At 44.9% G+C, this 14,925-nt stretch carries 11 protein-coding genes; 2 read left to right on the top strand and 9 right to left on the bottom strand.

All coding sequences use genetic code 11. The annotated features are described in order from the left end of the window. Window positions 1-286 precede the first annotated feature (286 nt). Window positions 287-1,543, top strand: a complete 1,257-nt coding sequence (locus HW45_RS21360) for an MFS transporter (RefSeq protein ID WP_038229543.1) — start codon at window positions 287-289, stop codon at window positions 1,541-1,543. Window positions 1,544-1,610: 67 nt separating this feature from the next. Here the strand turns inward: HW45_RS21360 and udp are convergent, their stop codons facing one another. The 4 genes from udp to HW45_RS21340 all read right to left on the bottom strand — a co-directional run bounded on the left by udp (window position 1,611) and on the right by HW45_RS21340 (window position 6,961). After that, window positions 1,611-2,369 carry a uridine phosphorylase gene (gene udp, locus HW45_RS21355; RefSeq protein ID WP_006072970.1) on the bottom strand — a complete coding sequence of 253 codons (759 nt, stop codon included), beginning with the start codon at window positions 2,367-2,369 and terminating at the stop codon, window positions 1,611-1,613. A 253-nt stretch (window positions 2,370-2,622) separates the two neighbouring features. Then, the gene (locus tag HW45_RS21350; protein WP_038229541.1) at window positions 2,623-4,935 is read right to left on the bottom strand and encodes a zinc/cadmium/mercury/lead-transporting ATPase; all 2,313 of its coding nucleotides are present in this window, start codon (window positions 4,933-4,935) and stop codon (window positions 2,623-2,625) included. Window positions 4,936-5,005: 70 nt separating this feature from the next. Next, window positions 5,006-6,472 (bottom strand): MATE family efflux transporter, encoded by a 1,467-nt coding sequence (locus HW45_RS21345; RefSeq protein ID WP_006072968.1) that lies wholly within the window; start codon window positions 6,470-6,472, stop codon window positions 5,006-5,008. 72 nt (window positions 6,473-6,544) lie between these two features. Next, on the bottom strand, window positions 6,545-6,961 hold the full coding sequence (locus tag HW45_RS21340; protein ID WP_006072967.1) for a CBS domain-containing protein: 417 nt from the start codon (window positions 6,959-6,961) through the stop codon (window positions 6,545-6,547). A 253-nt stretch (window positions 6,962-7,214) separates the two neighbouring features. Between HW45_RS21340 and HW45_RS21335 the strand changes: the two genes are divergently transcribed. After that, window positions 7,215-7,472, top strand: a complete 258-nt coding sequence (locus HW45_RS21335) for a hypothetical protein (protein WP_006072966.1) — start codon at window positions 7,215-7,217, stop codon at window positions 7,470-7,472. A 4-nt stretch (window positions 7,473-7,476) separates the two neighbouring features. Here the strand turns inward: HW45_RS21335 and HW45_RS21330 are convergent, their stop codons facing one another. The 5 genes from HW45_RS21330 to cobA all read right to left on the bottom strand — a co-directional run bounded on the left by HW45_RS21330 (window position 7,477) and on the right by cobA (window position 14,616). Further along, window positions 7,477-9,225 carry a bifunctional protein-serine/threonine kinase/phosphatase gene (locus HW45_RS21330; RefSeq protein ID WP_038229540.1) on the bottom strand — a complete coding sequence of 583 codons (1,749 nt, stop codon included), beginning with the start codon at window positions 9,223-9,225 and terminating at the stop codon, window positions 7,477-7,479. A gap of 96 nt (window positions 9,226-9,321) precedes the next feature. Next, a complete protein-coding gene (locus tag HW45_RS21325; protein WP_038229538.1) occupies window positions 9,322-10,791 on the bottom strand; it encodes a NarK family nitrate/nitrite MFS transporter in 1,470 nt (489 codons plus the stop codon). Between the two features lie 55 nt (window positions 10,792-10,846). Next, window positions 10,847-11,185 carry a nitrite reductase small subunit NirD gene (gene nirD, locus HW45_RS21320; RefSeq protein ID WP_006072963.1) on the bottom strand — a complete coding sequence of 113 codons (339 nt, stop codon included), beginning with the start codon at window positions 11,183-11,185 and terminating at the stop codon, window positions 10,847-10,849. 51 nt (window positions 11,186-11,236) lie between these two features. Further along, window positions 11,237-13,792 carry a nitrite reductase large subunit NirB gene (gene nirB / locus HW45_RS21315; RefSeq protein ID WP_038229536.1) on the bottom strand — a complete coding sequence of 852 codons (2,556 nt, stop codon included), beginning with the start codon at window positions 13,790-13,792 and terminating at the stop codon, window positions 11,237-11,239. 17 nt (window positions 13,793-13,809) lie between these two features. Beyond that, window positions 13,810-14,616: a uroporphyrinogen-III C-methyltransferase gene (gene cobA / locus HW45_RS21310; protein WP_235225517.1), complete on the bottom strand. Its 807-nt coding sequence runs from the start codon at window positions 14,614-14,616 to the stop codon at window positions 13,810-13,812. Between the last annotated feature and the right edge of the window lie 309 nt (window positions 14,617-14,925).

Genomic DNA, 14,925 nt, shown 5'->3' with positions numbered 1-14,925 from the left:
GCAATATATAACACTACTTTGTACCTATTTAAGGTATATCCAAAAGGAGTATCTCTAGCTAACTTAAGTAATAGTTATCAAGTGAATGACTATCATCCTATTAGGTATTTTTTGTTAATAATATTTTTAACAAAAGATTTTTATTAATTTTAATAATTCACTTCTTGAAAACTCATCAGTGTGATTGCAGCTACGATGGCTGAAATATTAATTAGAAGGATGCGGGTTGAAATTTTATCTTCTTTCGATTGAACGAGGGAAGCTAAATGGGAAACGCAGATTGATTATGCTAAAAAAACTATGTAATAAACTGGGTATTGAGCTTTGGTTCTCCGCTCACCTTGCCTATGGCTTTGTCCAACTTGTGTTTATCCCGATCGTAATGCCTGCGTTTGTCGCAGAGCGAACCGGCAGTTTTGCCAATGCAGGCTTAGCGATGGGCTTCTTCGGTGTAGCGGGTCTTGCAGCTCCTATTATTGGCTTACTAGCAGACAAATATAAAGCACATCGATTAGCTCAGTTTTTAGGCATGGTGGCATATGTGATTGCCGGTTTCTGCTATATCGCTTCAGGCAGTGACTTTACGATGATGGTGATTGGCTCTATTTTCTTTGGCCTAGGTTCTGCAACATTATTAATGTTAAACCCCGTCTTTATCGCTTTCGCCGGTTATGACAATAAAACGGAAGCTCTCAAGCTGGGTCGAATGGCACAAGCCGCTATTATCGGTACTTTGATTGGCGGTGGCGTGTTAGCAGCTTTAACCGATGGAGGGTTTGGCTATGAAACAAGCTTTTACACTATGATGGGCACCGTCGCTGTTTTAGCCTTGATCACCTTTATGACTAATAAACAGGCTGGTCAGCGAGTACTTGATACCGCAAAAGCTCGCGAACAAGCAGCGAAAGCTGAGTCTCAACAAAAAGTGAATCTGTTGAGTGTGCTGTTTTCTAAATTCGGTCTATTCCTTTTTGCTGTCGCAGCGTTATGCGCAGGTCAAGGCGCGTTTCAAGCTCAATTCCCAAACTTAATGAAAAATGCGTTCTCGGTATCTGAAGCAATATCCGCCACCAGCCTATCAATTTCAGCAGTGCTTGGGTTAATCGTCGTCGTTATGGCCGAGCGCTTCTCAGCTAAATTTGGTCCAGCAGCACTATTTAGACTGTGTACGGTAGCGTCCATTGTGGTTGTTGCAGCACTTTACTTTATTGCTGAATTCCAACTCATACCAACCATTATTTTCCCAGTTGCGTTAGTCATCATTTATTTACAAGGTATTACTGTGACAGACATGTGCTCTCCAGCCGTCGCTTCCCGCTTAACAAGAGTTGGCGCAGGTTATACGCAAGGGCTAATGATGTTCTTCATTTCCATCGGTTTTGCAACTGGCAGCGCGATCAGCGGCTTTACTGTCGAATCGTTTAGCTGGAGCGCATTACCCGTCGCCATTGGTGTACTAACAACAGTTGCTTTTGTATGTATTTGGGCCGTCACTCGTGACAACAAAGAAGCAAAACACCAAGCCTCGACAAAACATGCTTAGAAAATTCGGCGATTTTTGACTAAAAAAAAGCCTCCATAACAGGAGGCTTTTCTAATTGAATCAATGCTTAAAGAAGCTTACGCGCAGCCTCTACAACCACTTTGATAGAGCGTGTTTCCGCTTGCTTCAACGTATCATGGTCAGGCGTTTCTTTCTGAGTACGGTTGATGATAACACCCGCAACACAGCCAGCTTTTAGACCAGAACTTGCGCACATAGTCAGTAGCGTTGCCGACTCCATTTCGAAGTTCAGTACGCCCATTTGTTGCCACTCTTCCATAGAACCTTGGAAACGACGAACAACACGGCCTGAGAAGGTATCGTAGCGTTCTTGGCCAGGGTAGAAAGTGTCACTTGATGCCGTTACACCAGTATGAACCGTAGAACCCGCTTCAATTGCTGCTTCTTTCATTGCCGTTGCTACATCGAAATCGGCTACCGCAGGGAATTCCATAGGAGCAAAATGCAAGCTTGCACCATCTAGACGAACAGAACCAGTGGTGACAATCATGTCGCCAACGTTTACGTCAGATTGAATCGCACCGGTCGTACCAACACGCAAGAAAGTGCGAACGCCCAATTGAGCCAGTTCTTCAACAGCAATAGAAGTTGATGGACCACCAATACCTGTCGAACAAACAACAACCGTCTTACCGTCTAGTTTTGCACGGTATACTGTGTATTCACGTTGACTAGCCAAAAACTCTGGCTCATCCATTAACTCAGCGATCTTTTGAACTCGAGCTGGGTCACCTGGAATAATCGCTAGTGTAGCGCCTTGTAGATCTTCTTTATTTACTCCGAGATGGAAAACAGCTTGGGACATGGGGGACTCCTTTTGTCTCTTGGATATGTGGTAAAGCTTATAAGATCACGCCAAACATAAACGTACACAGATCACACTTTACTAATGTAACAGCATCAACATTTCAAATAAAAACGGTTTGCATCACACTTTATTGTCATATCGGTCGATAAATTACACGAATAACTCTTTGCTGTTCACAAAAAAACCGCCCTACAGAGGGGCGGTTTATTGATGGAATTATTTATAAATACAGCGAAGCTGAGTACTACATTCAATCAAATTTAGATTTATGACGCAGTAATCTCAGTGCGTTGAGGGTCACGATGGCGGTAGCGCCACTATCTGCCAAGACAGCAACCCATAACCCTGTAATACCTAAAAGACTAGTGACTAAGAATACGCCTTTTAAACCCAATGCTAACGTAACATTTTGCTTAATGTTACTGAGTGTTGCTCTTGAGAGCTCGATCATCACAGGAAGCTCACTCAAGCGGTTATGAGTCAAAGCTGCATCAGCCGTTTCCAGCGCAACATCAGTCCCCCCACCCATAGCAATACCAATATTGGCCGCTTTCATCGCAGGTGCATCGTTGATGCCATCGCCGACCATAGCGACACGACGACCTTGAGCTAACTCATTTACAAAGGTGACTTTATCTGCGGGCAACAAGCTTGCTTTATAATCCATACCCAGAGGCGTTGCTATCGCATGTGCGCTTCGCTCATTATCACCTGTCAACATGATGGTATCGATACCGAGTTTAGCGAGTTTTTCCACCGCTTCTGCGGTATCCGCTCTCACTTCATCCTGCCATGCGATAATGCCTTTCACCGTGTTTTCTGTCGCCAGTACCACCACCGTTTTTCCGCCATTTTCCAGCTCAACCACTTTATCCATCACCTCGTCAGCAATGTCAAAAGTGACTTTAGATGGTGCGCTTAATATCCACTTACTACCATCAACAATACCTTCGATACCAACACCAACCAGTGCTTTTTTCTCTTGGGCTTCTGGAATAGTAATGCCACGCTGCTCTACGTACTTAATCAATGACGTTGCTAGAGGGTGATTTGAACCTTGTTCAATCGCGCCAGATAGCGCCAACACTTGCTCAGTATCCAAATCTGCTGTCACTACTACGTCAGTAACATGAGGTTTACCTAGCGTCAGTGTACCTGTTTTATCAAATGCAATGGCTTGAACGTTGCCTAACTGCTCTAACGCTGCGCCGCCTTTAATCAGTGCACCACGTCTTGTTGCCGCGGCAAGGCCTGACGTAATCGCTGCTGGTGTTGAAATCACAAGCGCACAAGGACAAGCGATCAGCAGTAACGCTAAACCACGATACACCCAGGTTTCCCATGGCTGTGCAAACATAAGAGGCGGCGTGATAATTACTAGTAGCGATACCAACATCATTAATGGTGTGTACCAACGACTAAATTTGTCCAAGAATCGTTCGATTGGCGCTTTTCTCGATTCCGCTTCTTCTATGAGGTGAAGAATGCGGTCAATAGCGTTTTCACCCTGTTTGGACGTTACCGTGAGTCGTACTACTTTGTCCGCCAGTACCGCGCCAGCCATAACAGTCTCACCGACATGGCGTTCGACAGGGAGCGATTCGCCTGTCAATGCACTTTCATCAAAGCTGGCGTTAGCATCCAATAACGAACCGTCGGCTGGCATACGATCACCAGGTGCAACTTCGATAATGTCACCGGGCACAAGTGCCGATGCACTCTTGGTTTGACGCACACCATCTACAATCACTGTAGCTTCTTCTGGAACCAGGGACATTAGCGCTTGGACACCACTGCGCGCTCTCGAAGCAGCAAACGCTTCCAATCGCTCACCGATAAGAAACAGTAACAGAACCATTGCTGCTTCTACCGTTTCACCGAGATACAGAGCACCAATCGCCGCCACACTCATTAGTGTTTCAATGGCAAAAGGAGTACCAGATTTGGCAAGTTTCAATGCCTTTGAGGCAATAGGGATAAGACCAAGAAGACATGTAAGCGTGAAGAGCCATTCGCTTAACTGCGGCAAGCTGCCTTTAAACGCAGCAGCGATCGCCATACCGGTAGAGATAGCAAGGATATGAAAGTTGTCTTTTAATGTTTTTTTCCAACCTGTTAGTCGGTCTTGCGGCGCTGTATTATTGCTGCCATCTAAAGCGTTCAGAGTAAAGCCAGCATCAACAACGGCTGCTTCAACTTGAGTAAATAACGCAACATCATTAACTCGAACCACCAACTTTTCAGTGGCAAACAGAACTTTAGAGTTCACCACACCAGCTAACTTATTGGTTGCTGATTCCACTTTTCTAGCGCATGCGGGACAGTCCATCCCGACAACTTTCCAAGATTTTAATAGTCCAGAATCAGAGTCACTTTTCCCACCGGAGGCGGCAGGTTCATCAGGTTCCGACGCACAGCAACTGCTCTCTGAGTCGCAACAATCCGCAGATTGCTCGCTAGAAATGGCCGTTACTTGTGCGATTTTTGGCGCGTTGCACGCATCACCCGCGGGACGAATGGCGTTGATAGATTGTGAGCTGCACGCTTTATGTTTTGTACACATGGGATTCTCCTTTGCTTATCCTACATCCCAAGTGTAAACCTTGGAGCTAGCTCCAAGGTCAAGAAGAATTTTACCCTGATAGTGTTGGCGACTCTAACTGCTCCTCAACTTTCGACACATCATTAATCATAACCGGATCTGTTGTACTGAATGGTTGAGAGTTAACACAAACCAAACTTGGGTCTTCTTCTGTACTTTGACATTCGCCAGTCTTACGCAGTTCAGAGATATGGAATTTAAGAACAATGTAACCTAACACCCCAAACACGATATTACCCACCGCTTGTCCATACAAGACGCCCAACGCACCAAACCATAATGAGCCTAAGTACACAAATGGCAAAGTACCTAATGTCGCCTTACTCAGATTAAGTGCGGTAGAATACAGTGGCTTACCCAAATTATTGAACGACGTATTCGCAACAAACAGCACACCATTAAACACAAAGGTAATTGCTACATAAGTCGCAAATGCCGCCACGATCAGCGATGCATCACCGGTTAACGAGAACATGTTAATAATCGGCTGTTGGAGAAGATACAATAAAGCGCAAACCACTAATGTGTAGATGGTCGTCACGATGAGTGAGTTCTTTAGCGTTTCCTCCACACGATCAATTCTTACCGCTCCATAGTTTTGCCCCACGATAGGCCCAACAGCCCCAGACAGCGCAAAGATAAAGGCAAAACAAACTGGCGTCAGACGACCTATTACCGCAAACCCAGCAACAAAATCCTCACCGTACTGGGCAATAGCAGTGGTCACAATCGCATTACCAATAGGCGTTGCGGTATTAGTAATAATGGCAGGAATAGCGATCGCCAACATCACTCTGGCATCACTAATGACATTCGAATATGTAGGTTTGGCTAGTAATTTGTGAACACGTAATAACGGTGCAAACGAGAAATAGAACACAGCAAATCGTGCGACCACCGAAGCGGCGGCGGCCCCTTCCACATTCCAGTTAAAACCGAAAATGAAAATAGGATCCAATATAGCGTTAACGATCCCACCCGCAAGCGTTGCCCACATCGACCGTTTAGCATCACCCGCAGCTCGCAAACCTGCACCACTAGCCATACCTAAAGCAATCAGAGGCGTACTCGGTAATAAGATCCAAAGGTAGGCTTCTGCCCTCTCGTGTGCTCTCCCTTCTGCACCGATGGCCGTCAGCAGTTCTGGAATGTAGGCACACATTATTGCCGTTACAATCGCGCTAATGATAAATGCGATGACAAGAACACTAGAGCCTATCTGCCTTGCATAATCTACGTTCTTAGCTCCAATCGCTTTGGACATTAATGCACCCATAGCGATGGAAGTTCCTATAGAAACGGAGGTTGCAAAAAAGGTTAACGTACCAGCGAACCCAACCGCAGCAGCCAGTTCGGCTTGACCCAACATACTGATGAAGAGCATATCGAGTAAATCGACAATGAATATCGCCATGATTCCGACAGTAGAGGTTCCTGACATCACCAGGATATGCCTCATGGTTGATCCTTCAACGAATTTAGCCGATTGGTCCGCCATATCAGTCCTTTTTATTTACACGCAACAAACAATAAAGGGCGCCGAAGCGCCCATAGGGGAATATTGTTTAGTTTACACAGGATGTTTGAAGCACGCTTCAATATTTTTGCCGATGGCTCGAAGTACATCGCGGCGAGTAATCGTTCCTACCAATCTTCCATTATCGATAACAGGATAGACTTTCGGTTTACCGACCTTCATCATATCGGCAAGTTCAATGATGGACGTTTCAGGTGTCACTGACAGCACCTCTTGATGCATACAATCTCCAACAGTATGCGTGTCTTGACAGTGATAGCTAACTTTAACCAACTTGTCGAGCAAGTCTTGTTCCGAAATAAAGCCAATAACTTGTTCACGTTCATTAATAACTGGACCACCAAGGTGGTTAGATTGCATGACTTTATCAAGCGCAGCACTCAATGACATGTCTTGTGTAAAGGTCACCGTTCTTTGAGTCATGTAGTCTTTAACTTTTAGCGATTCCATGGCGATCTCCTTCAGCCCCAATAACTTAATCTTGATAAGTTTATTGTTGTCCAAAATTTCAATATTGCTAAATGGGATTCTACGATTCTTGTAATAGACATTACCTATCAATCCATGATGTTAAGTAAGAATTGTTTGTCCCGTTTAAATTAAGCGTAAGACGAATTTTCTTGTTTTGCCTATCTTATTGTTAAGATTTTTGTAACAATCGGTCGCCTTATTGTCTGTTAACTCAATGCACTGAGTCATTTTCATGCTAAAAAAACTTCTCAATTCTCTTGCGAATGCGGTCGAATTTCGCTCTCGCATTTGGGTAGTCCATGTTTCCGAGTCCATACTCAAAGACCAGTCATATGTGGTCAATGAAGATCAGTTCTCGTCTCCGTTGTCTTGGATGAAAGGCAAAGGCTACGATCAAGAGATGCTGAGTAAAGTCGAGAGCATGAAGCGCTCACAAATCTTAGTGTTTGAACTTGGTCGCACTAAACACCAGCTTATGCGCGTCAAATAAACAGCTATTGAATCATTAATAGCATCAACTCGATGGCGGCCAATAATGCAAGCAATGCTGTCGCTCCCTTCCAAAAGAGCAATGGGTGCTTTTTAATGAGCGGGCTCGTCTCATATTGTTTCATTAACGCTTTATTCGGCTGGCTCAAATCCAATAAGAACTCTCCCAACGCTTGATGACGATGTTGCGGATTGTGATGACAAGCCTTCTTTAAGGCCATATCCAACCATAGCGGGAGTTCAGGATTGGTGATTTGAATACTCTGATACTTCCACTGTTGATGGCGTGCACTGTCGACACTACGTGCAATCGCCGCTTTATAGGGAAGCGTGCCAGACAGCATTTCATACGTCATTACCGCAACAGAAAATAAATCGGATACGGTTGTCGCTTCGTTGCCATTCAAATACTCAGGGGCAATATAATTCGCCGCGCCTTTAGGCATTTGAGCACATTGTTCTTGTCTTGCTTCGTCTAAGCCCTTTACCGAAACAGACCCCAAATCAATCAAGGTCACTTGCAGCGACTCTGATATCATCACATTTTCCGGCTTTAAGTCGCGATGTACCATATCTAACCGTTGCAACACTCGCACCGCTTTTACTATCTCAGAAACAATACTCCTCACAGAGTCTAAGCTCGGCGTCGGATTATCATGCATCCACTGCCTCAACGTGATCCCTTCTATCGGCTCACATAGTAAGTAGAGAAAGGGAGAATTAGCAGGTCGTGGATAAGTACGCATGATTCGATGGCTATTCACATGCGTTCCCACCCAATACTCATTACTTATGTCGAGTAGAGCCTGTTTATCTTCCACATGCAGTAAAGAAGGCGCTTTGAGAATATACTTCTGATCAGTCTGTTCCTGCCTCACCTCATAAACATGGCTTCGAGTTCCAGCATGAAGTACTTTTGTCACCGTGTAACTATCAATTCTGTTGTTCACTTTAAGAGGGGGTGGCACCACTTGGTTAAGTGATTGTTGTTGAAACTCATGCAGTGTTAGGTTGGGAACATGATCGATAGAAACCAATAAGCTGGTGACATTGTCTTGGCTACCATTTTCTATGGCAAGATCCGTCAATGCTTGGCTTCGTGTCTCAAAGCCTTGGAGGTGATTTTGGATAACGTTGACCAACTGTTTCTCAGTGATGAAATCATGTACCCCGTCGGTTGAGAGCAAGAAAAGATCGCCAGTTTCGACGGCTACGGTCTGAAAATCGACCTCCAATTTGCTATCCATGCCTAAAGCGCGAGTTAGGTACGCCGCTTTACCGATGTTGGTCCGCTGATGATCTCTGGTTAACAAACGGAGTTTGCCTTGTCTAAGCAAATAGATTCGGCTATCACCCACATGAAATAGATACGCCGTATTGGATTTGACGACAACGGCACTAAAGGTGGTAACCAGTCCATTATGCTTCAGCGGTTGCTTTAGACTCTGCTCATATAACCAAGTATTCAATGACGTCAATACCTGAATGGCCGAACGCCGAACGCTCCAACTTTCTGGCGTTGCATAATAATCGGCGACAAACTGCATCACACTGGTGTGACTGGCTTTCTGCCCGTGTTCACTGCAACTCACACCATCGGCAATGCAAGCAAGCATACCCTTGGTTTCCAACTCACTTTGTAGTCCTGGCTCTCGAACTACAAACGCATCTTGGTTTTCGCTTCGAGTACCAGCAGAAGACACGCCGCCGTATGATGTCGTCAGCGTTTGTGGATGGTTAAGCGGTAATCCCATAATCATTCCCTAATTAAACCTTCGGAGAACAAAAGCTCTGTGCAAGCAGAGCTTTTGAACGAGTGAGCACGCTAAGTGCTCACTCCCCGATTACCATTAATGAGATACGTTGATTAACGTTACGCTACCATCTTCGTTTACCTCTGCTATTTGACCACTGGGTTCTTCCATAAACATCAAAGTTGCGAAACCAAGAACCGCTGTACCCGCGATAACATAGAAGAAGGTTTGATAGTCAACAAACGACAGAACCGTCAAGTAAACCACAGCACCGACATTTCCGTAAGCGCCTGTCATTCCAGCGATTTGACCTGTCATGCGGCGCTTAATTAATGGCACCGTCGCAAATACTGCACCCTCACCAGCTTGAACAAAGAACGAACAAACCATGGCGGCACATACTGCAAGCCACAACGGCCACTCACTGTTGACTTGACCCATCATGAAATAACCCACAGCCAAACCTGCTGTTAGAATTAACAATGTCGATTTACGACCAAATTTATCTGAGATCCAACCGCCACCAGGACGCGACATTAAGTTCATAAAGGCATAAGCCGAAGCCACCATACCCGCTAAAACAGGCGTCAGTTCAAAAGTCTCAGAGAAGAACAGAGGTAACATCGAGACCACAGCCAACTCCGAGCCGAACGTGGCAAAATACAAAACGTTCAACACCGCTACTTGCTTAAACTTATATTGATGCATCTCCGGAACTGGCTTAGAGAAGATAGATTTGTTGACCTTCCAGACTTGAGAAACTTCGTATCCGTATAGGACTACTAAGCCCACATAGAAGGCGTTAACCACAGTGTCACTCAACATGCCAATATTCGATGGAGCAAGTTTCCAAGCGAGTAGCGCAAGTGCAGCATACATTGGGATCTTCATGATCAACAGGAAGAAAAAGTCCCCTTTCGATGTCACTTCCATCGCTGCTAAATGTTTAGGTTTAAAGTAAGTCGATCCTTTTGGCGTATCTTGAACGTTACGATAAAAAATGACTGAGAACACCAAGCTCATTAGGCCCGTCACACCAACGGCATAGCGCCAACCGTCGTCACCACCAAACATCAGAGCCAAGGTTGGTAAAGTGAAAGCCGCCGCCGCTGAGCCAAAGTTGCCCCAACCACCATAAATACCTTCCGCAGTACCCAGTTCATCATGTGGGAACCACTCAGATACTAAACGAATACCAATAACAAAACCTGCACCAATAAAACCTAATAGGAAACGAGCGATAGCCGCTTGAATAAATGAATCTGACAACGCAAAAACAAAACATGGAATAGAACATATTGCCAACAGTGCGGAGTAGACCAGACGTGGACCATATTTGTCGGTCAACATACCAATGATTACCCTCGCTGGTATCGTCAGCGCCACGTTGAGGATAAGTAAGGTTTTGATCTCTTGTGTTGATAAGCCCAATGACGTTTTTACCATTTGAAGTAATGGGGCAAAGTTAAACCACACCACAAAGGTAATAAAAAAGGCCATCCAGCTTAAGTGCAGTGTTTTCATCTTCCCTGAAAACGAAAACAAATTAAATTTAGTGCTTTCCATAACAAATTCCTTTTACTGATCAATGTGTTGATCAAGTTTCCTTGTACACGAAGAGTTAAGCTGCAAGTGGCAACTTGAGTTGAACATCATTACCACTGACTCGTACATCAAACCGAGTCAGTTGGACCTCTGGCTCTTCAATGCAGACACCCGTTTGTAAGTTAAAGTGCTGCTTGTAAAGCGGTGAAGCCACACAAGGTTGGCCATCTAGCGAGCCCATAATGCCGCGAGACATCACATAGGCATGGCCAAAAGGATCGTAATTGCAAAGCGCGTACAGTTGGTCGCTACGCTGACAATAGAAAATAGCGACCTGTTTATCTTCGACTTTAGCACACACTCCGGTATGGGGTACTAAGTCATCAGTTGAGCAAACAGTTAACCACTGACTCATATTCTTCTCCTTAACTATCAAATTTCATTCGCCTATAGCGAGGCAACGTCGTTAAACTTCAACAACATCAATACGTTGCTCCAAAACAAGCGCTTGTTTCTTATTATTAGTTGGGAATCTTTGTTGGCGAATATTGACAAACTGAAGGTTACCATCCAGCTCATCGGTATTAATAAAGTGTTGGAATCGTTTTAGTTTCTCTGGATTTTCGAGTGTGGTTTTCCACTCACACTGATACTTACCGACATTGGTAGCCATGTCTTTTTCCAGCTCATCGGCGAGTTTCAATTTGTCATCGACAATCACTTGTTTGAGGTATTCAATGCCACCTTCTAGGTTTTCAAGCCACACAGAAGTTCGTTGTAAACGGTCTGCAGTGCGGACGTAAAACATCAATATACGGTCGATATAGCGAATCAGTGTTTGTTCATCAAGATCAGTGGCTAGCAAGTCGGCGTGACGAGGACGCATTCCACCATTACCACACACATACAAGTTCCAACCTTTGTCGGAGGCAATCACACCAATGTCTTTCGACTGAGCTTCTGCACACTCACGAGTACAGCCTGAGACAGCGAACTTCAGTTTGTGAGGCGATCTTAGTCCTTTGTAACGATTTTCAATGTCGATAGCTAAACCTACACTGTCACCGACACCATAGCGGCACCATGTGCTCCCGACACACGATTTCACCGTTCGTACCGATTTGCCATAAGCGTGTCCGGTTTCAAATCCAGCTTCCACCAATCGTTTCCAAATCAAAGGCAACTCATTGAGTTGTGCCCCAAACAAGTCAACGCGTTGACCTCCGGTAATCTTGGTGTACAGGTCGAAATCTTTAGCTACCTGACCAAGTACAATCAATTTATCTGGTGTGATTTCACCACCAGCGATACGAGGAACCACCGAATATGTTCCATCTTTTTGCATATTACCCAAATAGATATCGTTGGTATCTTGGAGCTCCATGTGTTGCTCTTCCAGAATATAGTCATTCCAAAACGACGCTAAAATTGAGCCCACTGTTGGCTTGCAAATCTCACAGCCCAACCCAGAGCCATGGCTAGATAGTAATTCATCGAACGTCTTAATTTGGTTAACGCGAATAATGTCGCTGAGTTCTTGACGGGAATAGGCAAAGTGCTCACAAATATCGTTGTTCACTTCAACGCCGAGGTTCATCAACTCACTATCGAGTACTTGTTTTGCTAACGCTGAACAGCCACCACAACCTGTCGATGCATTAGTGGTATCTTTTAGCGCAGCCATCGTGTTACAACCGCTCGCCACCGCTTGTTTGATATCACTCTTTGTCACATCAAAACAGGAGCAGATCACCGCAGAGTCAGGCAGAGCATCTACACCGAGTCCTGCTGAGCTATCGTCAGCCACATTAGGCAGAATCAATACCGAAGGGCTGTCTGGGAGAGCCATGCCGTTTTGTTTGAGTTGCAATAAGCTGCCGTAGGCATCAGCATCCCCTACCAAAACAGCACCTACAATTTTACTGCCATCCTCAGACACAATTAGCCGCTTGTAGACTTGCTCAATTTCCTCATTGTAGGTGTATGACTGCGCACCAACTGTCTTGCCGTGAACCTCACCGATACTCGCAACATCAACGCCCAACAATTTAAGTTTGGTGCTCATATCGGCACCAGTAAATGCCAGTGGCTCCAATGAGTCGACAATTTGGCTAGCTGCGACTTTTGCCATTTGATAACCCGGTGCAACAAGCCCGAAGATCTGATTTTGCCACAAAGCACATTCGCCAATTGCATAGATATCCCCGACGCTGGTGCGGCATTGATCATCAATCACTATTCCGCCGCGCGGCCCTATCTCAATATCTGCTTGACGCGCTAACTCATCTTGAGGACGAATGCCTGCCGAGAAGATAATAAGGTCGGTTTCAAGGTAAGTACCATCAGCAAAATTCATTCGATAGCGAGCCTGCTCACCTGCAATAATTTCAGTAGTCGCTTTATCGGTGTGCACCGATACGCCTAAATTTTCAATTTTCCTGCGCAGCAATGCGCCGCCACCTTCATCAAGCTGCACCGCCATAAGACGCGGGGCAAACTCCACCACATGCGTATCTAAACCAAGGTTTTTAATCGCGTTAGCGGCCTCCAAGCCGAGTAATCCACCTCCGACAACGACGCCTGTTTTACTGACTTTACTGCCCGACTCGATGGCATCTAGGTCTTCAATGGTGCGATAAACATAACAGTGTTCTTGGTCATTACCAGAAATGGGCGGTACAAAAGGAAATGAACCCGTGGCAAGTACCAACTTATCGTAACTCTCCTGACGCCCACTTTCGGTTGTCACCTGCTTTTGGTCTGTATCAATCGAGACAACTTTGTCGTTTAAGACATAGTTAACCCCATGATTCTGATAGTAAGTTTCATCGGTTAGCGCGAGATACTCAGCACCTTTGTCGTCATCAAAATAGCTGGTAAGCTGTACGCGGTCATAAGCAAGTCGCGACTCTTCTGAAAACGTGATAATTTGCGCAGACTCATCGTTTGCAGCAATCACGCTATCAATGAACTTGTGGCCTACCATCCCATTGCCGACCACCACAATCCTTTGTGTTTTCATAATGCTTCCTTTCATAATTACGCTGTCAGCTGTAATTTGTGTTGTTGATTTTGTTTTGGTGATTCCATCAATACTCGTTCGTTGAGCTGCGACAGCCACTGCATTTGCTCGGCCACTTTAACCACTTGGCCAATTACAACGAGAGCAGGCGACTGAATTTGATGACTATCTCTTAACTCGACAAGCTCATCCAAACTGCCCAGCACCGTTCTTTGTGCTGGGCAACAGCCGTTTTCAATTAACGCTACAGGGGTAGACGCCGATAAACCTGCGTCTATAAGAGAGCTCGCAATCATCTCCGCTTTGCTTAATCCCATGTAGATAACGAGAGTTTGATTCAGGTCAGCCAGTGCTTTCCAATGTATGTCCAATTCCTTTTCGGCATGGGCGGTGATAAAAGTACACCCTTGAGCTAAACCGCGATGAGTAAGCGGGATATCAGAGTATGTGGTGCACCCCGAAGCAGCCGTAATGCCAGGAATAACATCAACATCAAAGCCTTGTTTTTTGAGTAGTAGCATTTCTTCTCCGCCACGACCGAATATAAAGGCATCGCCCCCTTTAACTCGGCAAACTCGTCCACCTCGATGGGCATAGTCGATTAAGGTTTGGTTAATTTGCTGCTGGGTATAGCTATGGCAACCCTTAGCTTTGCCAACATAAACCTGCTCGCTGTTGGATGGAAAAAGTGCCTTGATCTCTTGGCTAACGAGATTGTCAAAGATAATGACATCAGCAGATTGGATTGCTCGAAGAGCCTTAACCGTGAGCAAATCAGGATCGCCCGGTCCAGCACCCACCAATGAGATATGATTACTTCTCATACTATTTCCTTGCATGGCATTTCTCCTTATAGACAGGCGAAATTTTTTTATTCGCTTGCCAACTTAGAGGCAATAAGGATGCCAGCGATGATAATAGTCTCGTTATTTTTTAAATAAACTCTTTAAAAACAATGAAATATAATTTCATCCTTTGATTTAGAAACACAAAAACAACACCCACAAAAATCCAATTAGAGAAGATTTTGAGCATTTTTAGTGCGATAAATCCCAAAACAGTGCAAATAAACAATAAATAACTGATATTTTGTCAAAAAAGCCCATATACTACTTTAGTGGTATGTTGGCTAA

The sequence above is a fragment of the Vibrio sp. ER1A genome, assembly GCF_000733315.1.
GTDB lineage: Bacteria > Pseudomonadota > Gammaproteobacteria > Enterobacterales > Vibrionaceae > Vibrio > Vibrio mediterranei.
Note: the sequence above shows the minus strand (reverse complement) of the source record. Positions and strands in the feature narration are given on the sequence as shown.